Here is a 22,118-nt window from a genome sequence, read left to right as displayed (position 1 = left end):
AAAAAGTTGTAATAAATTTATCTGAATCGAACTTTTAGCCGCTTTAGTCTGTCCATCATTCCAGTAAATGATTACTCTTGTATTCATAATGGACCATTAAGCATGGAGCGAAAAATGGCGACTCACTTTGCCCGAGGGATTTTAACGGAAGGACATCTGATTTCTGTTCGTCTCCCCTCCCAGTGTCATCAAGAAGCCCGAAACATTCCCCCTCATCGTCAAAGCCGTTTTCTGGCGTCCAGAGGTTTACTCGCAGAACTGATGTTCATGCTGTATGGCATTGGCGAATTGCCGGAAATCGTCACCCTGCCGAAAGGAAAACCGGTTTTCAGCGATAAAAATTTGCCTTCGTTTTCTATTTCCTATGCCGGGAATATGGTCGGCGTGGCGTTAACAACCGAAGGTGAATGTGGCCTCGATATGGAACTACAGCGTGCGACACGCGGGTTTCATAGCCCACACGCGCCCGATAACCACACCTTTTCCAGCAATGAATCGCTATGGATCAGTAAACAAAACGATCCTAACGAAGCGCGGGCGCAGCTCATCACGCTGCGCCGGAGCGTGCTAAAACTAACCGGTGATGTTTTGAATGACGATCCGCGCGATCTGCAACTACTGCCCATTGCCGGACGCCTGAAATGTGCTCATGTAAATCATGTAGAAGCGTTATGCGACGCGGAGGACGTGCTGGTGTGGTCCGTGGCGGTCACGCCCACGATTGAAAAGCTCAGTGTCTGGGAGTTAGATGGCAAACACGGCTGGAAAAGCCTGCCCGATATTCACAGCCGCGCCAACAATCCTACCAGCCGGATGATGCGTTTTGCCCAGCTCTCTACCGTGAAGGCTTTTTCGCCAAATTGATAGACAACCACAGGAGTCATCATGTCTGAAAAATTGCAGGTGGTTACGTTACTGGGGAGCCTGCGCAAAGGCTCATTTAATGGCATGGTTGCACGTACCCTGCCGAAAATTGCTCCGGCGAGTATGGAAGTCAATGCGTTGCCTTCCATTGCCGACATTCCCCTGTATGACGCTGACGTACAGCAGGAAGACGGTTTTCCAGCAACGGTTGAAGCTCTGGCGGAACAGATCCGTCAGGCTGACGGTGTGGTGATCGTCACGCCGGAATATAACTACTCGGTACCGGGTGGGCTGAAAAATGCCATCGACTGGCTTTCCCGCCTGCCGGATCAACCGCTGGCTGGTAAACCGGTATTGATTCAGACCAGCTCAATGGGCGTGATTGGCGGCGCGCGCTGTCAGTATCACCTGCGCCAGATTCTGGTTTTCCTCGATGCAATGGTGATGAACAAGCCAGAATTTATGGGCGGCGTGATTCAGAACAAAGTTGATCCGCAAACCGGGGAAGTGATTGATCAGGGTACGCTGGACCACCTGACCGGGCAATTGACCGCATTTGGTGAGTTTATTCAGCGAGTTAAGATCTAAATAAAAACCCGCCAGCAATCATGCATGGCGGGTTTTTAACGCGCTATCGATTTTAGTGAGCGTCGATAAAGACAATCTTCAGGATAAACAGCAGCGCAACGATGATTACGCACGGGCTAAGGTCACGCAGACGTCCGGTACCAATCTTCATCACGCAGTAGGAGATAAAGCCCAGCGCGATACCTTCAGTAATCGAGAAGCTGAACGGCATCATCACAGCGGTAATAAACGCCGGAACAGATTCAGTAAGATCCTGCCAGTTCACGCGAGCAAGACTTGAGGTCATCAACACGCCAACGTAAATCAGCGCACCAGCTGCAGCGTAGCCTGGCACCATCCCCGCCAGCGGCGACAGGAAGATAACCAGCAGGAACAGCAGACCAACAACCACTGCCGTCAGACCGGTACGACCGCCAACGGAAACGCCGGAAGAAGATTCAATATACGCCGTAACAGAAGAAGTACCGATAAACGAACCGGTCACCGAAGAGATACTGTCGACATACAGCGCCTGCTTCATGCGCGGGAATTTACCTTTCTCATCAGCCAGACCTGCTTTATCGGTCACGCCAATCAGCGTACCGGAGGAGTCAAACAAGTTGACCAGCATGAAAGAGAAAATCACCCCTGCCAGCCCAAGGTTAAACGACCCGGCTAAATCTACATGACCCACGACACTCATTACGCTCGGCGGCGCAGAAACGATGCCATTATAGTGGACATCACCCAGCATCCAGCCCAGCAGCGTTGTCACCACGATGGAAACCAGCACCGCCGCGTGAATATTGCGCGAGGCCAGAATGGCGATGATGAAGAAGCCGAGGATCCCCAGCAGCACGCTGTGAGAAGTCAGATTACCGATGCTCACCAGCGTTTCCGGGTTAGCGACAATCACACCTGCGTTTTTCAGCCCCATCATGCCAATAAACAGACCGATACCACTGGTGATGCCCACACGTAGACTTACCGGGATGTTGGCTATCATCCAGTAGCGAACGCGGAAAATCGTCAGTAACAGCAGACCAATCGCGCCCCAGAAGATTGCGCCCATCCCGACTTGCCACGGCAAGCCCATCGCCTGTACAACGACAAAAGCGAAGAACGCATTCAGGCCCATTGCCGGTGCCAGTGCAACTGGCAGGTTAGCAAACAGCCCCATCATAATACTGCCGAATGCAGCAATCAGACAGGTCGTGACGAAGACGGCGCTGGTATCCATGCCAGCAACGCCAAGAATTTGCGGGTTAACAAAAACGATGTAAACCATCGTCAGGAAGGTGGTAAAACCGGCGATCACTTCGGTCCGTGCCGTCGTGCCATGTTCGCGCAGTTTAAACACGCGTTCCAGCATCCCCTGGCCAGAAGCCTGGGTTGTGTGTTGTTGACTCATTATCTATTTCCGAACAAGGAGGGAAAATCCGTCGCTATCGTATACCAAAATGAGACAATATGGACGGCTGAAGATAACTTTTTTTCATTGTATTTGCTTATACGGCAACGATTGCGTCATGCGAATTGGCATGACGAAAACGTTAAACTAACGATAAAGGAAAGACATGTCCCAGATAGAAGCGGTATTTTTCGACTGCGACGGTACGCTGGTCGATAGCGAGGTCATTTGCTCTCGCGCCTATGTCACGATGTTCAGGGAATTTGGCATTCACGTTGACCTGGAAGAGATTTTTACCCGTTTTAAAGGCGTAAAACTCTACGAAATCATCAACATCATCAGTAAAGAACAGGGCGTGACGATGATCCAGGCCGATGCCGAGCACGTTTACCGTGCGGAAGTGGCGCGCCTGTTTGATAGCGAGCTTGAGGTGATTGCAGGAGCGAACGAATTGCTGGCTAGTGTGAAAGTGCCGATGTGCGTCGTCTCTAACGGCCCGGTCAGCAAGATGCAGCATTCGCTTGGTAAGCTCAACATGCTGCACTACTTCCCGGAAAAACTGTTCAGCGGCTATGATATCCAGCGTTGGAAGCCCGATCCGGCATTAATGTTCCATGCGGCAAAAGCGATGAATGTGAACGTTGAAAACTGCATTCTGGTCGATGACTCCAGTGCCGGTGCGCAATCAGGGATAGATGCCGGAATGGAAGTGTTTTACTTCTGCGCTGACCCGCACAATAAACCGATCGTTCACCCGAAAGTCACCACCTTTACCCATCTTTCGCAATTACCGGAACTGTGGAAGGCGCGTGGTTGGGATATTACGGCATAGTTATTCACACTCCCTTCACTTACTCCACTTAAATTGGCACGCAAAGGTAAGTAAAGGGAGTTTGATATGTCTGTTTCACGTCGGGTAATTCATCACGGACTGTATTTTGCGGTTTTAGGGCCGTTAATTGGTGTTCTGTTTCTTGTCCTCTACATATTCTTCGCAAAAGAACCGCTGGTTCTTTGGGTGATAATACATCCAATTTTTCTCTTATTGTCGATAACTACGGGAGCTATTCCTGCGTTGTTAACCGGTGTAATGGTTGCCTGTCTGCCGGAAAAGATCGGGTCACAGAAACGTTATCGTTGTCTGGCTGGTGGCATAGGTGGAGTTGTTATCACCGAGATCTATTGCGCTGTTATCATACATATTAAGGTCATGGCTTCCTCAGTGTTGTTTGAAAACATTCTTTCTGGTGACAGTCTCGTTGTCCGCATCATTCCTGCATTGCTGGCAGGTGTGGTGATGAGCAGAATCATTACACGTCTACCCGGACTGGATATTTCATGTCCTGAAACAGACTCTTTAAGTTAAGCGGGATGTTTTATCTTTTGGCTACTCAAAAGCAGACAGGATGTTTCTATGACTCAAAATATCAGGCCGTTACCCCTATTCAAATATCATCCCAAGCCACTGGAAACAGGCGCATTTGAACAGGATAAAACCGTAGAGTGCGATTGCTGTGAACAACAGACGTCAGTTTATTACTCGGGTCCCTTTTATTGCGTTGATGAAGTTGAACATCTCTGTCCGTGGTGTATTGCGAACGGTTCTGCTGCTGAAAAGTTTGCAGGTAGTTTTCAGGATGATGCCAGCATCGAAGGTGTTGAATTTGAGTATGATGAAGAGGACGATTTTGCCGGTATTAAGAACACATATCCTGATGAAATGCTGAAAGAGTTGGTTGAACGCACGCCAGGTTATCATGGATGGCAACAGGAATTCTGGCTCGCGCATTGTGGCGATTTCTGTGCTTTTATCGGCTATGTGGGCTGGAATGATATAAAAGATCGCCTCGATGAATTTGCCAACCTTGAAGAAGATTGTGAGAATTTCGGTATTAGAAATTCTGATCTAGCTAAATGCCTGCAAAAGGGTGGTGATTGTCAGGGTTATCTCTTCCGCTGTCTCCACTGCGGCAAGCTGAGACTGTGGGGCGATTTTTCATAGTTATTTATATGATGAGAACAGGCCGGCGCGTAATTCACACATCCGGCCTTATTTTTAAGCTTAACCGAGCGCTAATTCTGCGGCAGCGGCTTTATCAGCGATTACCATCAGCGAAGGATGCAGCTGCAACACGGAAGCAGGAACATCTTCGGTAACCGGACCTTGCAGAACATTTTTCAGTGCCTGCGCTTTACCCGCGCCACTGACAATTATCAGCAAGTTTTTCGCCGCCATGATGCTTTTCGGCCCCATCGTCACGTAGCTGTCAGGCACTAATGAAAAGTCGCCACCCAACTCGCCATGCGCCACAATATCAACCATCTCTCCCTGGATCGGGAACTCCACGGTTTGCTCATGGAAATGGGTCGTATTTGGCAAATTGCCACAAAAATGACCATCTACACCTAATCCCAACACCACCAAATCCAGGCCACCTTCACGCGCCAGTTTCTGATCATGCTCGCGGTAGTTATCAATAGTGAGCTTCTGGATATTCTCTTCTTTGATCCCTGCAGGGGTGAAAAACAGATTACGCAGATTGGTAATCGTTACGCCTTCCCCTTCTTTGCCACGAAATGGAATTTCATCGAAATTGTAGAAATAGCAGTTATCGTACCAGGGCTTACCTTTAACCAGAGTGATGAGATATTCGTACATGCCTTTGGGCGTGCTACCGGCGGTAATTGCCAGGTTAACGCGACGCATCTTTGACATATAACCAAGCAGATGATGTGCGGCGACACGGCTCATTTCCTGGTAATCTTCGGTAATGATCAATTTCATCTTAATGCCTTATTTTATTTAAATAATTTCTGTACAAAGGCTGCATAGGCTGGTCGCCAGACATCCATTTCATGGTTCAGACCGGGATATTCCTGGTAATCAAACTTTATTTTTTTCTGCTCAAGCTCAGTTTTCAGCCCGGCGATATCCTTGCCGGTTACGACATCTTTATCGCCCACGACCACAGTAAAATTACGTAGTTGCTGGTTAATAGCTGCCGGATCGTTCAGCCGGGCAGCGACCCCTTCATCTGGTACGGTCGTCGTGGTAACACCACTGAATGTGGCCAGCCAGCCAAAGCTTTCCAGATGATTAATTCCCGATACCAGTGCCTGATACCCACCTTGTGAAAGCCCTGCCAGTGCGCGACCATCGGCATCTTTACGGACATTAAAACGCTTGCTAATCAGCGGGATAATATCGTTCATCAGTTCGCGATCTGCCGCTTTAGCATTTAACGGATAAAAGACTTTACGTCTCTCCTGAGGAACGAAATCTTCGGGAATAATGCCCTTCGCATCGGTTTCGGTATCCGGGATCACCACCAGCATCGGTTTAATTTTCCCTTCAGCCAGCAGGTTATCCATGATTTGCGGGATACGCCCCTGATCAATAGCGGAACGTCCGGTATCACCAAAGCCGTGATAGAAATAGAGCACTGGCAAAGGCTCGCCTATGCCGGTGTATCCTGGCGGGGTCCAGACATACATCTGACGTTCGGATTGCAATGCGTTGGAGTGGTAAGTTATGGCGATCAAATCACCATGCACAACAGAACGTGTATCCAGATAACTGCCCGGTACCAGAATCATACTGGAGTTAACCTGACGCTGAGGCTTAGTCATTGCCGTGCCTGTATCAATGCTGCGTACACCATCAACATTGAAAAAATACTCGTACAGATTGCCTTTCAGGACAGGCGTGCGCCACGACCAGACTCCCGCTTCATCTTTGGTCATCGGGTGAATATTGTCCGGAACCGGAACACCCACCACTACGGAGACATTTTTTGCCCCAGGGGCAAAGTAGCGAAAGGTCACGCTGTTATCGGTATTGACCTGAGTCACATACTGTTTCACCGGAATAGTGGGTGCCGGGCTGGCTGGCATATCCGCTGCTATGGCCCATTGAGCAGAAATACCGCTGGCAATAGCCAGCGTTAAAGCAGCAATTTTTATATTCATCGTAATATTCCTTTTATTAAGTTCCATTACCACCAGATTTCAGCCTGGGCACCGACAGCAAACTGGTCGTCTTTATTGTCTTCAAAGGTGAAGCCATCCAGTTCGTTTTCCAGAGCTTTGATATATGTAGCGTAGAAACGAATTTCCGGGCGCGAGGTCAACATACTGGTATTGACTTTAAAGGTATGGAAGAGCGTGGTTTTATAACCAGACTCATTATATTTATTGCTATTCGCATCTTTGTTTTGCTGGGTGAAATAGCCCAGTTCAACACCTGTCTGGTTATATTGGTCCCAAATATAGGCCGGGCGAACAACCGCACGAATAGATTCGAAATCAGAATGTGCGCCTGTTTCGTAGCTATAAATATCGTTACCGAAGGAGTAAACAATCGCGTTAGCCACAATGAAATGATCGCCGATATAAGCTTCGCCCTGCGAAGTCAGACGAACTGCAGTTCCGCCTGTGTGATCACCATAATAACGACCATTAAAGGTAGTAAATGGACTTGCACCAGCATAACGACCAAAGTTACTGGCGATAGAGTTATTCGCAACCAGGAAGGAGAATTCGTTGAAGCCACCCTTATCAAATTTCTGCGTTAAAGATGTACCAAACATCCAGGTATCTTTCCAGTCATAATACCCGTTATTATCCTGATTATCTTTTTCCGATGCGCTTTCATTTGCTGAGACATAACGACCGCTCACCATTAAGGTGGCTTTATCCCATAACGGGATATCTTTATAGCGTAAATCAATGGTATTGGTATTAATCTGCTGTTTGTTTTGCAGGCTGCGATCGTAATCATCGACATCTTCACGAACCAGCGCGATATCAATTTTACCCGGACCGACTTTCCAGTTTTCCAGACCTACACCTGCGGCAGCATCGGTACGCTGCGTTTTCCAGTCAAGCATCTGGATTTCAATTTTCGGCGCACCGTGTTTACCCACCCAGAAATCAGCCTCTGGCGCAAAGGGCAGGAAACCTTTGGTGGTAACGTACATATCAGAGAACTGCATAAAGTTCTCGCCACCGGCGTTATCGCCAAACCAGCCAGTAGAGTACTGCTGACCCACGTTACCATCCATCATCACGATGGCATCAACCCGTTTGCCGTTTTCGTTGTAGACACGTTGTTTTAACTGCAAATCAAACCAGCCGGAGTATTCGTTACCAAAGCGGCCCAGAGAACCAATTGCCCATGATTTAGGTGAACCATGGGAGGCTGTGCCCCAACCAGAACGGTAGTAGCCGTTGTAACTAAAGCCGATTTCATCTTTCACAAATTTACTGAAATCTTTCAGAGTCATGGAAGAATAAATCGAGCCTGTCTCACTGGCATTTTTCTCTTCATTTTTAACCAGTACAGCATCAGGCTTTGCGGCACGACTGGTCGGGAATGGATTGGCGGCATACCCTTGATCATTCGCACTTACGCTACGATTCACCGTCGCTGGCGTATACTTTTTCTTCTCTTCATCTTTATATTTTTTCAGTTCGCTTTGCGTTTCTCTTAACGCCTTTTCTAATAGCTCAAGGCGTTGTTCCACGGTTAATGATTCAGCCAATGATTGTGCGGAAAAGGCTAACGGTGCCATTAATAAAATGGCAGAGGTAATAATATTTCGTCTAAACATAATATCCCTTTATGGTGCAAAGAAAGAATTAACGCATCGCATCCAGACTGTTCTGAATGCGACGATATTTAAGGTGCTTTATTGGTTATTTTTTTAATGATAGCCCCCGAGTTTTGATCACTTCTGCATACCATCCGAAGCTTTTCTTGCGCGTTCTTGTGAGGCTTCCTTCACCATTATCATCACGATCCACATAAATAAAGCCGTAGCGCTTAGACATTTGTGAATGAGATGCACTGACTAAATCAATTGGCCCCCAACTGGTGTACCCCATAATATCCACACCATCGGCAATCGCTTCATTTACCTGTACCAGGTGATCATTTAAATAGGCAATTCGATAATCGTCCTGTATCGAACCATCCACTTCAACGCTGTCTTTTGCGCCTAATCCGTTCTCGACAATAAATAACGGTTTTTGATAACGATCCCAAAGCGTATTTAACAGAATCCGTAATCCAACCGGATCAATTTGCCACCCCCACTCTGAACTTTTCAGATGCGGATTTGGGATCATATTCAGTATGTTGCCCTGCGCATTTTTATTAATGCTTTCGTCGTGGGAAACACAACCGGTCATGTAATAACTAAAAGAGATGAAATCTACGGTATGTTTTAAATCTTCTGCGTCACTTTCAGTCATCTCAATGGTGATATTGTGGTCGCGGAAGAAACGCTGCATATAGCCGGGATACTGACCACGCGCCTGAACATCACCAAAGAACATCCAGCGCCGGTTCTCTTCCATGGCCTGCAACATATCCTGTGGCTGGCAGGTGAGGGGGTAAACCAGCCCACCGAGAAGCATATTGCCAATTTTCGCTTCGGGGATCAGGCTATGACAGGCTTTAACTGCCCGCGCACTGGCAACCAGTTGATGATGGATCGCCTGATAAACTTCCGCCTCGCCACTCTCTTCTGCCAGCCCCACGCCCGTGAATGGCGCGTGTAATGACATGTTGATTTCATTAAATGTCAGCCATAACACAACTTTATGTTGGTAGCGGGTAAAGACCGTGCGTGCGTAATGCTCGAAGTGATCGATGACCGCCCGATTAGCCCAACCGCCGTAGTTTTTCACCAGCCCATATGGCATTTCGTAATGGGATAACGTTACCAGCGGCTTGATCCCCGCCTGCGCCATTTCATCAAACAGCCGCTCGTAAAACGCTAACCCCGCTTCATTCGGTTCGGCTTCGTCGCCCTGAGGGAAAATTCGCGCCCAGGCAATGGAAATACGCAGACAGGTGAAGCCCATCTCGGCAAATAACGCGATATCTTCCGGGTAACGGTGATAAAAATCGATGGCGACATCTTTGATATTCTCTTTCCCCAGGATGCGCGGTTCCATTTTTCCCATTACGCCATGAGGCTGTAAATCTGAGGTCGTGATCCCTTTGCCATCTTCCTGCCATGCGCCTTCCACCTGATTGGCAGCTGTTGCACCACCCCAAAGAAATGTTTCTGGAAATGCTTTCATAATTAACTCCTTTTATCGTTAGCGAATGATGGATAACAGCGGCTCACCAGCGTTTATCTGCACCGTGCCGTGGGGTAATACGTCCGTAAAATCATCGCTATTACTGATTAATACCGGCGTCGTCAGATCAAATCCGGCCTCGCGAATAGCAGGGATATCAAAAGAAATCAGCCGATCGCCTGTATTGACCTTGTCACCCACGTTGACGTGAGCGGAAAAGAATTTGCCGTCCAGTTTTACGGTGTCGATACCGACATGAATCAGGATCTCCACGCCATCATCTGACTCAATGCCAATGGCGTGTAATGTGGCGAACAACGAAGCAATTCGACCCGCCACCGGAGAACGCACTTCACCAACAGAGGGCAGAATGGCAATACCTTTACCCAACAGGCCACTGGCAAACGTGGTATCAGCGACGTGAATGAGCGGCACAATATCTCCCGTCATCGGTGAACAGATACCGCCCTGCTCAGGTGTAATAATCTCTGGTGTTTTCTCTTGCTGGGCAACTTGCGCTGGCTGACGTTTAGCGGTGATGAAATGAAGCATCACCGTACCGACAAATGCGCAACCGATGGCAATGACACCACCAATAACGCTGGCCCATACGGTGAAATCAATCCCCGTTGACGGGATGGTTTGCATGAAGGTGAAAATACCTGGCAAACCAAAGGAGTAAACTTTCGTTTGCGCGTAGCCAATGATGGTGGCCCCCAATGCCCCACTTATGCAGGCGATAACGAAGGGGTACTTACGCGGCAGGTTGACGCCATATACTGCCGGTTCGGTGATACCAAACAGCCCCGTCAACGCCGCCGATCCCGCTACCACTTTTTTCTGCGCATCGCGTTCGCAGAGGAAGACGCCGAGCGCCGCCCCGACTTGCGCCATAATGGCGGGCATTAACAGCGGGATCATGGTGTCGTAGCCCAGCACGGTGAAGTTATTGATAATTAAAGGTATCAAACCCCAATGCAGACCAAACATCACAAAGATTTGCCAGAAGCCGCCCATTACCGCGCCTGCAAATGCAGGAACCGCCTGATAAAGCCAGAGATAACCGGCAGCAATCAGTTCACTTATCCAGGTTGATAGCGGCCCCACCAGCAGAAATGTGATGGGCGTGATGACCATCAGACATAGCAAGGGTGTGAAGAAATTTTTGATTGCCGAAGGTAACCACGCATTAAGTCGGCGTTCCAGAATGCTGCACAACCAGGCAGAAAAAATAATGGGAATAACCGATGACGAGTAATTCAACAATGTGACCGGAATACCCAGGAAATCCAGGCCCAGCGCATCCACTTTTTGCCCGTTCTCGAAGGCAGTCAGAATTAATGGATGCACTAACGCTCCGCCAATCACCATGGCAGTAAATGGATTGCCGCTGAAGCGTTTCCCTGCGGTGTAGCCCAGGATTATCGGGAAGAACCAAAACAAGGCATCACTGGCGCTAAATAAAATTAAATAAGTACCACTTTGTTCGGTCGTCCACTGAAAAGTGAGTGCCAGAGCCAACATACCTTTCAGGATCCCGGTTGCCGCCATCAAACCGATCAGAGGCGTAAAAATACCTGAAATAACATAAACAAAGCGGTTTAACAGATTACCTTTATCATCATTTTCCGGTGCCTGTTGCGCTTTTTCGCCAAGGCCTGCCACGCTGTTAACCGCCAGGAAGACATCGGCCACATGGTTACCTATGACAACCTGAAACTGGCCACCGCTTTCCACCACCATAATAATACCGGGGGTCTTTTTCAGTACCTCAGCTTGCGCTTTGCTTTCATCCTTTAACTTAAAACGTAATCGCGTTGCACAATGCATCAGACTCACAATGTTATCTGCGCCCCCGACTCCTGCGACTATTGTTCTGGCTAACTCCGTCATAACTTGCCCTCTACCGCTTTGCGGCAAAACTCAAAAAAAAAACCTGAAAAAAACGGCCTGACGTGAATCAAGCAATTTTTTTCAGGTTTTGCCCGCTTAGTGCGGTAACAATCCTTTATTCAGTAATAATATTTCAGTGTTCTTTGCGCACGCGCTCTATATTTATGGCTAAAAACATAATCTCTGCAGGTGAGATTTTACGTTGATACTGCAAACCAATAAAAATGGCGATCCGCTCCGCACATTGCCATGCTTGCGGGTAATTTTGCTTTACTGCTTATTGTAATGATTCATCACTATCGTTAATCGATGCATGTTCAATAATACGCCAGGATAAAAATTTCAGATGCGTAACCAGTCGCTGATAACTCAAGCTTTCTTCCTGGTAATTAAGGCTGAACTGAAATTTTATTAATTGCAGCATTTCTCGCATTAATTGCGTGACACCTGCAACATCCTCCATATTTCCGCTCATTTGGGCACTGACCAGATGCATGGCAATAAAGCCCACTTCATCTTTCGGTAACTGCACGCCCAACCGTTTATCAATAATGGTTAACGCTTCTTCCCCTAGCTGGAACTCTTTCGGGTAAAGTCGCTGGATATCCCACAGCAGCGGGTTGGGCAGTAGCACGTTTTGCTGAAAGCGTTTAATCGCAAACTGGCAATGGTCAGTTAGCGAGATATAAATACTGTCCTGCAACTTTCCCAGACGCTCCTGCGCCAGAGAGATAATACGATCACAGGTTGCCATCACCTCAAGAGGCATATGACTTAAGAGTTCGCTTAATCGCCCGTTCAGTTCATGACTGCTCAAGGCATACTCTTTTTCTATTCCACTTGAGTTAATTCTTTCGCCTGGGCGTTTTTGAAAGCCAATTCCGCGCCCCATGACGACTTTTTCCCGCTGTTGATCATCAATAACCACCACAACATTATTGTTGAGAATTTTGGTGATTTGCATGTTCATAGCAAGGACCTTTTTTATAAACAAAAAAACCCGACTTCACCAGTATTCTCTGGTTATGTCAGGTTTTGCCTGCGAATGCAGTAACAATCCAGTCATTAATTAATGGTTTTTATAACGAACATCCAGGTTCGAAAATTAATTTAGTTGCGTGCAGAAAAAATAGCAATGCTCTATTTATAAAAGTATGACCATGCTCGCAGTTATTAATTTTGTGTAATTTTAGGATTTTATAAAGTTATATATAACAAATCCCAATAATTAAATTATTGGGATTTACTTGGTGAATTATTTATCGCTATCTTTTTCTGCCAGCAGTTTATCGAGCTCGTCACCACCGACGTGACGGAAATCCTGCCCCTTCACGTAGTAGAAGATAAACTCACAAATATTCTGGCAGCGGTCGCCAATACGTTCGATAGAACGCGCACAGAATAACGCGGTAAGTACGCTCGGAATGGTACGCGAATCTTCCATCATGTAGGTCATCAGTTGACGAACAATACCTTCGTACTCCTGATCGACTTTTTTATCTTCACGATAAATACGTACCGCTTCGTCAATGTCCATCCGCGCGAACGCGTCCAGCACGTCGTGCAGCATCTGGATGGTATGACGGCCCAGCGACTCCAGACTTACCAGCAACGGCTGATGCTGCTGGGAGAATTTCTCCAGCGCAGTACGGCAGATTTTATCCGCCACGTCACCAATACGCTCCAGCTCGGCAATGGTTTTACTGATTACCATCACCAGACGCAGGTCGCTCGCCGTCGGCTGACGTTTGGCGATAATGCGCACGCAGGCTTCATCGATCGCCACTTCCATCATGTTGACGTTCTTGTCGCCTTCGATGACGCGCTTCGCCAGATCGCTGTCCTGGTTATGCATCGCGGTGATTGCATCAGAAAGCTGCTGCTCCACCATGCCGCCCATGGTCATCACCTGCGTGCGGATGCTTTCCAGTTCGGCGTTGAACTGGCCGGAAATATGTTTATTAAGATTGAGACTGTCCATAACGCACTCCTGAATCAACCGTAACGACCGGTGATGTAGTCTTCTGTTTGTTTTTTCGCTGGCTTGGTGAACAGATCGTCCGTGTTGCTGAACTCAATCAATTCGCCCAGGTACATAAACGCCGTGTGGTCGGAACAACGCGCAGCCTGCTGCATGTTGTGGGTGACGATCACCACGGTGTAATCCTGCTTCAGTTCGGTGATCAGCTCTTCAATACGCCCGGTAGAGATAGGGTCGAGTGCCGAACACGGTTCGTCGAGCAGCAGCACTTCCGGGCGAATGGCGATACCACGCGCAATGCACAGACGCTGTTGCTGACCACCAGAGAGAGAGTAACCGCTCTGGTGCAATTTATCTTTGGTTTCGTTCCACAATGCGGCTTTGGTCAATGCCCACTGCACGCGCTCGTCCATGTCGGCACGGGAGAGCTTCTCAAACAGACGCACGCCAAAGGCGATGTTGTCGTAAATGGACATCGGGAACGGCGTCGGTTTCTGGAACACCATGCCCACTTTCGCACGCAGCAGGGCGATATCCTGAGAGTTGGTCAGGATGTTGTCGCCATCGAGCAGAATTTCACCTTCCGCACGCTGCTCCGGGTACAGTTCAAACATTTTGTTGAAGGTACGCAGCAGCGTTGATTTACCGCAGCCGGACGGCCCGATAAACGCCGTAACCTGGTTTTTGGCGATATCCAGGTTGATGTTTTTCAGGGCATGGAATTTGCCGTAGTAGAAGTTCAAATTACGAACCTGAATTTTACTCGGGGCAGTTTCAACCATACTCATTGCAATCTTTTCCTCATCGTGCCTGATGCACTTCGCGAATCAGGCTTACCGTAGGCCGGATAAGGCGTTTACGCCGCATCCAGCAAAGTGTTAACCGTGTTTATTCTTCGCAAAAACAACGCGCGCCAGAATGTTCAGCAGCAGTACGCACAGGGTAATGATCAACACCCCGGCCCAGGCCAGTTGCTGCCATTCCGCAAACGGGCTCATCGCAAACTTAAAGATCGTCACCGGCAGGTTGGCGATCGGCTGCATCATGTCCGTGCTCCAGAACTGGTTGGAGAGCGCAGTAAACAGCAGCGGTGCGGTTTCACCAGCAATACGGGCAATCGCCAGCAGGATACCGGTCATGATCCCGGACACCGACGCTTTCAGCGTGATCGAGGCGATCATCTTCCACTTCGGCGTACCCAGCGCATAAGCCGCTTCACGCAGGCTGTCCGGCACCAGTTTCAGCATGTTCTCGGTGGTGCGGATAACAATCGGCACCTGCAACAGCGCCAGCGCAATCACGCCCGCCCAGCCGGAGAAGTGCTCCATCTGCGCCACCACGATGGTGTAAACAAAAAGACCAACCACAATCGACGGCGCGGAGAGCAGAATGTCGTTAATGAAGCGAATCACTTCTGCCAGCCAGGATTTACGACCATATTCAGCCAGGTAAATCCCCGCCATAATGCCCAGCGGCGTACCGAATACCGTAGCCCACAAAATTAACAGGCCGCTACCCGCCAGGGCGTTCGCCAGACCACCGCCTTCCGTATTGGGTGGTGGCGTCATTTCGGTGAACAGCGCCAGCGACATACCGTCGATACCGCGAGTGATGGTGGACATTAAAATCCAGATCAGCCAGAACAGACCGAAGGCCATCGTCGCCATTGAGAGCGTCAGCGCAATACGGTTTTTGAGGCGGCGACGCGCCTGCATTTTGCGGCGGGATTCAGCCAGTGCCGCAGTGGTTTGCATTTCAACCATAGCCATTAGCGTGCCCCCTCATTCTTAGCCAGGCGCATAATCATAAACTTCGATGCGGCGAGGACGATGAAGGTAATCACAAACAGGATCAGGCCCAGTTCCATCAGTGCAGCAACGTGCAGACCCGACTCTGCTTCGGCAAATTCGTTCGCCAGCGCAGAGGTGATACTGTTGCCCGGCATGTACAGCGAGGCGCTGTCGAGCTGGTAGGTGTTACCGATGATAAAGGTCACCGCCATGGTTTCACCAAGCGCGCGGCCCAGCCCCAACATAATGCCGCCGATAACACCATTTTTGGTGAACGGAAGAACGATACGCCAGATAACTTCCCAGGTGGTGCAGCCAATACCGTAGGCCGACTCTTTCATCATCACCGGGGTTTGTTCGAACACATCGCGCATTACCGCCGCAATGTACGGAATAATCATGATGGCGAGGATCACGCCTGCCGCGAGGATACCGATACCAAAGGCCGGGCCGGAGAACAGCGCGCCGACAATCGGGATATTCGACATGATATTGCCGACCGGCTCCTGGAAGTAAACGGCGAACAGCGGCGCAAAGATAAACAGGCCCCACATGCCGTAAACGATACTTGGAATGGCTGCCAGCAGCTCAATGGCGATACCCAGCGGGCGCTTCAGCCAGCCAGGCGCAAGCTCGGTCAGGAACAGGGCGATACCGAAACTCACCGGGACGGCGATCAGCAGCGCGATAAACGAGGTCACCAGCGTACCGTAGATCGGCACCAGCGCCCCGTAGATATCGTTCGGCGCATCCCACTCTTTGGTCCACAGGAAAGCCAGACCAAATTTCTGAATGCTCGGCCAGGAGGAGATGATCAGAGAGACAATAATGCCACCCAACATCAATAGCACAATCAGCGCCGCCAGTTTTACCAGCACGCTGAAAATTATGTCGCCCTTTTTACCCGGTGGGTTAAAAGCAGGCTTGGTTGCAGCCATAAGTTACTCTTCAGTTAAACGCGTTTACAAAGTCATTTTGTAATGCCGGATGCGGCGTAAAACACCGTACCCGGCCTGAGTTTTATTAGTACAGCGGCTTGCCGCTACTGTCTTTAATATTGGTCTTCCACGCAGCGCGAACCTGTTCCACTACGCTATCCGGCAGGCTGGCGTAATCCAGGTCGTTCGCCTGTTTAGCCCCGGTTTTGTATGCCCAGTCGAAGAACTTCAGCACTTCTGTGCCTTGTTCTGGTTTCTTCTGATCTTTGTGGATCAGAATGAACGTGGTAGAGGTAATAGGCCACGCATCTTCGCCTTTCTGGTTGGTCAGATCCTGAGCGAATGTTTTGCTCCAGTCTGCGCCTTTTGCTGCATTAGCGAAGTTTTCTTCGGTCGGACTAACCGGTTTGCCATCAGCGGAGATCAATTTGGTGTACGCCAGGTTGTTCTGCTTCGCGTAAGCATATTCAACGTAACCAATTGCACCCGGCAGACGCTGAACGAACGCGGCGATACCGTCGTTACCTTTACCGCCCAGACCGATCGGCCATTTTACGGTAGAGCCAGTACCAACGTTGTTTTTCCACTCTTCGTTCACTTTCGCCAGGTAGCTGGTGAAGACGAAGGAAGTCCCGGAGCCATCTGCGCGGCGTACTACAGCAATGTTCTGTGAAGGCAGTTTCAGACCCGGATTCAGTTTGGCGATGGCTTCATCATCCCACTTCTTGATTTTGCCCAGGTAGATGTCGCCGAGGGTTTTACCATCCAGCACCAGTTCGCCAGACTTCAGACCTGGAATATTAACCGCCAGCACCACGCCGCCAATCACGGTCGGGAACTGGAACAGGCCTTCCTGAGCCAGTTTTTCATCAGACAGCGGCGCGTCAGAGGCACCGAAATCAACGGTGTTAGCGATAATCTGTTTTACGCCACCGGAAGAACCGATACCCTGGTAGTTAACTTTATTACCGGTTTCTTTCTGGTAAGTGTCAGCCCATTTGGCATACACCGGCGCAGGGAAGGTTGCACCTGCACCTGTCAGGCTTGCTTCTGCAAACACAGAGAAAGCACTCATCGATAAGGTCGCGGCGACAACAGTTGCGACGGTGGTACGCATAACTTTCATAATGTCTCCTGGGAGGATTCATAAAGCATTGTTTGTTGGCTACGAGAAGCAAAATAGGACAAACAGGTGACAGTTATATGTAAGGTTTATGACAGTTTTATGACAGAGAGAGAAAGTCTTTAGTCTGATTTAAATAAGCGTTGATATTCAGTTAATTACAAATATTAATAACGAAGAGATGACAGAAAAATTTTCATTCTGTGTCAGAGAAAAAGTAGCCGAAGATGACGGTTTGTCACATGGAGTTGGCAGGATATTTGATTAAAAACATAACAGGAAGAAAAATGCCCTGCTTACGCAGGGCATCCATTTATTACTCAACCGTAACCGATTTCGCCAGGTTACGCGGCTGGTCAACGTCGGTGCCTTTGATCAGCGCAACGTGGTAAGCCAGTAGTTGCAGCGGAACGGTGTAGAAGATCGGTGCAATCACCTCTTCCACATGCGGCATCTCAATGATGTGCATGTTGTCACTGCTCACAAAACCCGCATCCTGATCGGCGAAGACATACAACTGACCGCCACGCGCGCGAACTTCTTCAATGTTGGATTTCAGTTTTTCCAGCAATTCGTTGTTCGGTGCAACGACGATAACCGGCATATCGGCATCAATCAGCGCCAGCGGACCGTGTTTCAGTTCGCCTGCAGCGTAGGCTTCAGCGTGAATGTAAGAGATCTCTTTCAGCTTCAATGCACCTTCCAGCGCGATTGGGTACTGATCGCCACGGCCCAGGAACAGCGCGTGATGTTTGTCAGAGAAATCTTCTGCCAGCGCTTCAATGCGTTTGTCCTGAGACAGCATCTGCTCAATACGGCTCGGCAGCGCCTGCAGACCATGCACGATGTCATGTTCAATGGAGGCATCCAGACCTTTCAGGCGAGACAGTTTCGCCACCAGCATCAACAGCACAGTTAACTGGGTGGTGAATGCTTTGGTGGAGGCCACGCCAATTTCCGTACCGGCGTTGGTCATCAGCGCCAGATCGGATTCGCGCACCAGAGAAGAACCCGGAACGTTACAGATTGCCAGCGAACCAAGGTAACCCAGCTCTTTCGAAAGACGCAGGCCCGCCAGGGTATCCGCGGTTTCGCCAGACTGTGACAAGGTGATCATCAGGCTGTTACGACGCACGGCAGATTTGCGATAGCGGAATTCAGAGGCGATTTCGACGTCGCACGGAATACCTGCCAGCGATTCAAACCAGTAGCGGGAAACCATACCGGAGTTATAAGAAGTACCACAGGCGAGGATCTGAATATGCTCAACCTTCGACAGCAGTTCATCGGCGTTCGGTCCCAGCTCGCTTAAATCAACCTGACCGTGGCTGATGCGCCCGGTAAGGGTGTTTTTGATCGCGTTCGGCTGTTCGTAGATCTCTTTCTGCATGTAGTGGCGGTAAATACCTTTATCGCCCGCGTCATATTGCAGATTGGATTCGATATCCTGACGTTTTACTTCCGCGCCAGTTTTATCGAAGATGTTTACCGAACGGCGAGTGATTTCCGCAATATCGCCCTCTTCAAGGAAGATAAAACGACGAGTCACTGGCAACAGCGCCAGCTGGTCAGAAGCGATAAAGTTTTCGCCCATACCCAGGCCAATCACCAGCGGACTACCAGAACGTGCCGCCAGCAGGGTATCCGGATGACGGGAGTCCATGATCACTGTACCGTACGCACCACGCAGTTGCGGGATAGCACGCAGAACTGCCTCACGCAGAGTACCGCCTTGTTTCAGCTCCCAGTTCACCAAATGTGCAATCACTTCGGTGTCGGTTTCAGAAACGAAGGTATAGCCACGCGCTTTTAACTCTTCACGCAGCGGTTCATGGTTTTCGATGATGCCGTTATGCACCACCACAATGTGTTCAGAAACATGCGGATGCGCGTTAGCTTCTGAAGGTTCACCGTGGGTCGCCCAGCGAGTGTGAGCAATACCGGTGCCGCCATGCAGAGGATGTTCTTCCGCTGCCTGAGCCAGCATCTGTACTTTACCGAGGCGACGCAGGCGGGTCATATGACCTTCAGCATCCACCACGGCCAGGCCGGCAGAGTCATATCCGCGATATTCCAGACGACGTAAACCTTCAAGAAGGATTTCTGCTACATCACGTTGCGCGATCGCGCCAACAATTCCACACATAGTTTTTGATTCCGATTTATATCGTTGTCGGTCAACCTGTATGCCCGTTTTTTCGGGCGCCCCGAGCCTTGTAGAGAGTGGGGTTATTTTTATAGTTACTGCTTGTGGGCGGGAGATTATGTTATCTCCTCATCCCATATGACCGGATTACCCGACCAGAATTACTTTTTCTTTATCGGACGACGCCAGCCTTCTTTTTGAGTCTGCGGCACACGGCTGATAGCCAGGGCATTTTCGCCGACATTACGCGTCACAGTTGTACCCGCAGCAATGGTCGCGCCTTTGCCTACTGTTACCGGGGCCACCAGTTGAGTGTCGGAACCGACAAACACATCGTCGCCGATAATGGTCTTAAATTTATTCGCACCATCGTAGTTGCAGGTAATGGTTCCCGCACCGATGTTAACGTTATCGCCAATTTCCGCATCGCCCAGGTAAGTCAGATGACCAGCTTTCGAGCCTTTACCCAGACGCGCTTTTTTCATCTCAACGAAGTTACCGACGTGTGCACCTTCCAGCAACTCAGCACCAGGACGCAGACGGGCAAACGGGCCAATAGTACAGGCCGCTGCCAGATTCGCATCTTCCACGACGGTATATGGACTGATTTCGCAATCATCGCCAATCACGCTGTTTTTAATCACGCAACCGGTGCCGATTTTCACGCGATGACCGAGAGTCACGTTGCCCTCGATGATAACGTTAGTATCAATTTCAACATCGCGCCCGTGAGTAAGCGTACCGCGCAGATCAAAACGCGCCGGATCGCGCAGCATAACGCCTGCTAACAGCAGTTTTTCAGCCTGTTCGGACTGGTAAACGCGCTCCAGTCGGGAGAGTTGCAGGCGGTTATTCACGCCTTCTACTTCGCTTAAACGTTGCGGATGAACGGCGACGATTTCACGTCCTTCCTGATACGCCAGCGCAATAATGTCGGTGATGTAGTATTCGCCCTGAGCATTATTGTTGGTCAGCTTCGCCAGCCAGCGTTTCATATCTGCGCCGTTGGCAATCAGAATGCCGGTGTTGATCTCCTGAATCTGACGCTGCTCGTCGGTGGCATCTTTGTGCTCAACAATGCCGGTAACTTTGCCGTTTTCACGGGTGATACGTCCATAACCGGTCGGATCATCCAGTTTTACCGTCAGCAGACCAATGCCACCCTGCGGTTTAGCATCACGCAGACGCTGGAGTGTTTCGACAGAGATCAGCGGCACGTCGCCGTAGAGCATTAAAATGTCTTCATCATCGGCAAAGAAAGGTGCGGCCTGCTGCATCGCATGACCCGTACCCAGCTGTTCTGCCTGAAGCACCCAGTTCAGGTTGTCGTCTTTCAGCGCCTGCTTAAGCAGATCGCCGCCGTGACCATACACAAGGTGAACGTGCGCTGCGCCTAATTCATTCGCAGCATCAATGACATGCTGAACCATCGCTTTCCCGGCAAGGGTATGCAGCACTTTCGGAAGATCGGAATACATGCGCGTGCCTTTGCCTGCGGCAAGGATCACTACGCTCATAGCATTATTCAACATACGCGTCCTGACTGTAATTTGAGAACGAATTTAAACCGCTTCACCTTGAAAAAACTACATTTTTTTCATCGTGAAATGGACAGAGGATAAATTGTTCAATAACGGATTATCCCCGCTGACGAAAGCGCCATTTTCGACCATCGTCACGCCTTTTGTCTGCAGAAAATTAAGGCAGTACCTTCATTTAAGCGTCAGGTGGATGTTTTTGCTCTTATTTCGATCAATGAATAAACGGGAAAACAGGGGTGTTTTATATCATCAGGATCTATGTGAACGCTTTTCAGGACGGGTCAATACGCGTAAAAAAAAGCCAGCCTGTTGCCAGACTGGCTTTTGTGCTTTTCAAGCCGGTGTTACATCGCTTTTTTGGTCAACTCGATAACGCGCAGCTGCGCGATCGCTTTGGCCAGTTCCGCAGACGCCTGAGCGTAATCTACGTCGCCGTGAGAGCTGCTAATGTGCTCTTCAGCCTTACGTTTCGCTTCCATGGCTCGCGCTTCGTCGAGATCCTGGCCGCGAATTGCGGTGTCGGCCAGAACGGTCACGTTGCCAGGCTGCACTTCAAGAATGCCGCCAGACAGATAGATAAACTCTTCGTGACCGTGCTGTTTCACGATGCGAATCATACCAGGCTTAATGGCGGTGAGCAGCGGTGCGTGGCCAGGGTAGATCCCCAGTTCACCTTCGCTACCCGTTACCTGGATTTTCTCGACCAGACCAGAGAACATTTGTTGCTCTGCGCTGACGACGTCCAGGTGGTAAGTCATTGCCATATCACCCT

19 protein-coding genes and 1 pseudogene are annotated in these 22,118 nt (G+C 49.5%); 5 read left to right on the top strand and 15 right to left on the bottom strand.

Annotated elements, in window-relative coordinates; all coding sequences use genetic code 11:
• Positions 1-114: 114 nt before the first annotated feature.
• Together ACJHX4_RS09195 and yieF are read left to right on the top strand one after the other, a co-directional pair.
• A complete protein-coding gene (locus ACJHX4_RS09195; RefSeq protein ID WP_001296581.1) occupies positions 115-864 on the top strand; it encodes a 4'-phosphopantetheinyl transferase family protein in 750 nt (249 codons plus the stop codon).
• A 21-nt stretch (positions 865-885) separates the two neighbouring features.
• Positions 886-1,452 carry a class I chromate reductase YieF gene (gene yieF, locus ACJHX4_RS09190; protein WP_001291261.1) on the top strand — a complete coding sequence of 189 codons (567 nt, stop codon included), beginning with the start codon at positions 886-888 and terminating at the stop codon, positions 1,450-1,452.
• A gap of 52 nt (positions 1,453-1,504) precedes the next feature.
• On the opposite strand, the gene adeP is transcribed toward yieF, so the two are convergent.
• Entirely contained in the window at positions 1,505-2,842 is a 1,338-nt protein-coding gene (gene adeP, locus ACJHX4_RS09185) for an adenine permease AdeP (protein WP_001296582.1), read from the bottom strand.
• A 166-nt stretch (positions 2,843-3,008) separates the two neighbouring features.
• Here adeP and yieH point away from each other — a divergent pair, with 166 nt between their 5' ends.
• The 3 genes from yieH to cbrC all read left to right on the top strand — a co-directional run bounded on the left by yieH (position 3,009) and on the right by cbrC (position 4,844).
• Positions 3,009-3,674: a 6-phosphogluconate phosphatase gene (gene yieH, locus ACJHX4_RS09180; RefSeq protein WP_000078061.1), complete on the top strand. Its 666-nt coding sequence runs from the start codon at positions 3,009-3,011 to the stop codon at positions 3,672-3,674.
• 66 nt (positions 3,675-3,740) lie between these two features.
• Positions 3,741-4,208, top strand: coding sequence for a hypothetical protein (locus ACJHX4_RS09175; protein WP_000116776.1), 468 nt, complete (start codon positions 3,741-3,743; stop codon positions 4,206-4,208).
• Between the two features lie 48 nt (positions 4,209-4,256).
• The gene (gene cbrC / locus ACJHX4_RS09170) at positions 4,257-4,844 is read left to right on the top strand and encodes a PF03691 family colicin E2 tolerance protein CbrC (protein WP_000193060.1); all 588 of its coding nucleotides are present in this window, start codon (positions 4,257-4,259) and stop codon (positions 4,842-4,844) included.
• Positions 4,845-4,904: 60 nt separating this feature from the next.
• On the opposite strand, the gene ACJHX4_RS09165 is transcribed toward cbrC, so the two are convergent.
• From ACJHX4_RS09165 to ACJHX4_RS09100, 14 genes and pseudogenes are all read right to left on the bottom strand, one after another.
• Positions 4,905-5,627: a glucosamine-6-phosphate deaminase gene (locus ACJHX4_RS09165; RefSeq protein WP_000766877.1), complete on the bottom strand. Its 723-nt coding sequence runs from the start codon at positions 5,625-5,627 to the stop codon at positions 4,905-4,907.
• A 14-nt stretch (positions 5,628-5,641) separates the two neighbouring features.
• Complete coding sequence (locus tag ACJHX4_RS09160) at positions 5,642-6,811, bottom strand: alpha/beta hydrolase (RefSeq protein WP_001296584.1); 1,170 nt, start codon at positions 6,809-6,811, stop codon at positions 5,642-5,644.
• 26 nt (positions 6,812-6,837) lie between these two features.
• Positions 6,838-8,454 (bottom strand): carbohydrate-specific porin BglH, encoded by a 1,617-nt coding sequence (gene bglH, locus ACJHX4_RS09155; RefSeq protein WP_000489811.1) that lies wholly within the window; start codon positions 8,452-8,454, stop codon positions 6,838-6,840.
• Positions 8,455-8,539: 85 nt separating this feature from the next.
• A complete protein-coding gene (gene bglB, locus ACJHX4_RS09150) occupies positions 8,540-9,934 on the bottom strand; it encodes a 6-phospho-beta-glucosidase BglB (RefSeq protein WP_000643260.1) in 1,395 nt (464 codons plus the stop codon).
• 18 nt (positions 9,935-9,952) lie between these two features.
• A complete protein-coding gene (gene bglF, locus ACJHX4_RS09145) occupies positions 9,953-11,827 on the bottom strand; it encodes a PTS beta-glucoside transporter subunit IIABC (protein WP_000137323.1) in 1,875 nt (624 codons plus the stop codon).
• A 133-nt stretch (positions 11,828-11,960) separates the two neighbouring features.
• A pseudogene (gene bglG / locus ACJHX4_RS09140) lies at positions 11,961-12,797 on the bottom strand (transcriptional antiterminator BglG).
• A 285-nt stretch (positions 12,798-13,082) separates the two neighbouring features.
• Positions 13,083-13,808 (bottom strand): phosphate signaling complex protein PhoU, encoded by a 726-nt coding sequence (gene phoU / locus ACJHX4_RS09135; protein WP_000377784.1) that lies wholly within the window; start codon positions 13,806-13,808, stop codon positions 13,083-13,085.
• Positions 13,809-13,822: 14 nt separating this feature from the next.
• The gene (pstB, locus tag ACJHX4_RS09130; RefSeq protein WP_000063125.1) at positions 13,823-14,596 is read right to left on the bottom strand and encodes a phosphate ABC transporter ATP-binding protein PstB; all 774 of its coding nucleotides are present in this window, start codon (positions 14,594-14,596) and stop codon (positions 13,823-13,825) included.
• Positions 14,597-14,686: 90 nt separating this feature from the next.
• Positions 14,687-15,577, bottom strand: coding sequence for a phosphate ABC transporter permease PstA (gene pstA, locus ACJHX4_RS09125; RefSeq protein ID WP_001251986.1), 891 nt, complete (start codon positions 15,575-15,577; stop codon positions 14,687-14,689).
• Positions 15,577-16,536 (bottom strand): phosphate ABC transporter permease PstC, encoded by a 960-nt coding sequence (gene pstC, locus ACJHX4_RS09120; protein WP_000741620.1) that lies wholly within the window; start codon positions 16,534-16,536, stop codon positions 15,577-15,579. The genes pstA and pstC overlap by 1 nt, the downstream gene beginning before the upstream one ends.
• Positions 16,537-16,621: 85 nt before the next feature.
• Complete coding sequence (pstS, locus tag ACJHX4_RS09115; RefSeq protein ID WP_000867146.1) at positions 16,622-17,662, bottom strand: phosphate ABC transporter substrate-binding protein PstS; 1,041 nt, start codon at positions 17,660-17,662, stop codon at positions 16,622-16,624.
• Between the two features lie 313 nt (positions 17,663-17,975).
• Positions 17,976-19,805 carry a glutamine--fructose-6-phosphate transaminase (isomerizing) gene (glmS, locus tag ACJHX4_RS09110; protein ID WP_000334086.1) on the bottom strand — a complete coding sequence of 610 codons (1,830 nt, stop codon included), beginning with the start codon at positions 19,803-19,805 and terminating at the stop codon, positions 17,976-17,978.
• 161 nt (positions 19,806-19,966) lie between these two features.
• Entirely contained in the window at positions 19,967-21,337 is a 1,371-nt protein-coding gene (glmU, locus tag ACJHX4_RS09105; RefSeq protein ID WP_000933735.1) for a bifunctional UDP-N-acetylglucosamine diphosphorylase/glucosamine-1-phosphate N-acetyltransferase GlmU, read from the bottom strand.
• Positions 21,338-21,690: 353 nt separating this feature from the next.
• Positions 21,691-22,110 (bottom strand): F0F1 ATP synthase subunit epsilon, encoded by a 420-nt coding sequence (locus ACJHX4_RS09100; RefSeq protein ID WP_001251965.1) that lies wholly within the window; start codon positions 22,108-22,110, stop codon positions 21,691-21,693.
• Positions 22,111-22,118 lie beyond the last annotated feature (8 nt).

This window comes from Escherichia sp. WS2035, assembly GCF_046487065.1.
In the GTDB taxonomy this organism is placed as follows: Bacteria; Pseudomonadota; Gammaproteobacteria; order Enterobacterales; family Enterobacteriaceae; genus Escherichia; species Escherichia coli.
The sequence above is the reverse complement of the archived record's forward strand: the minus strand, read 5'-3'. Positions and strand labels throughout refer to the sequence as shown.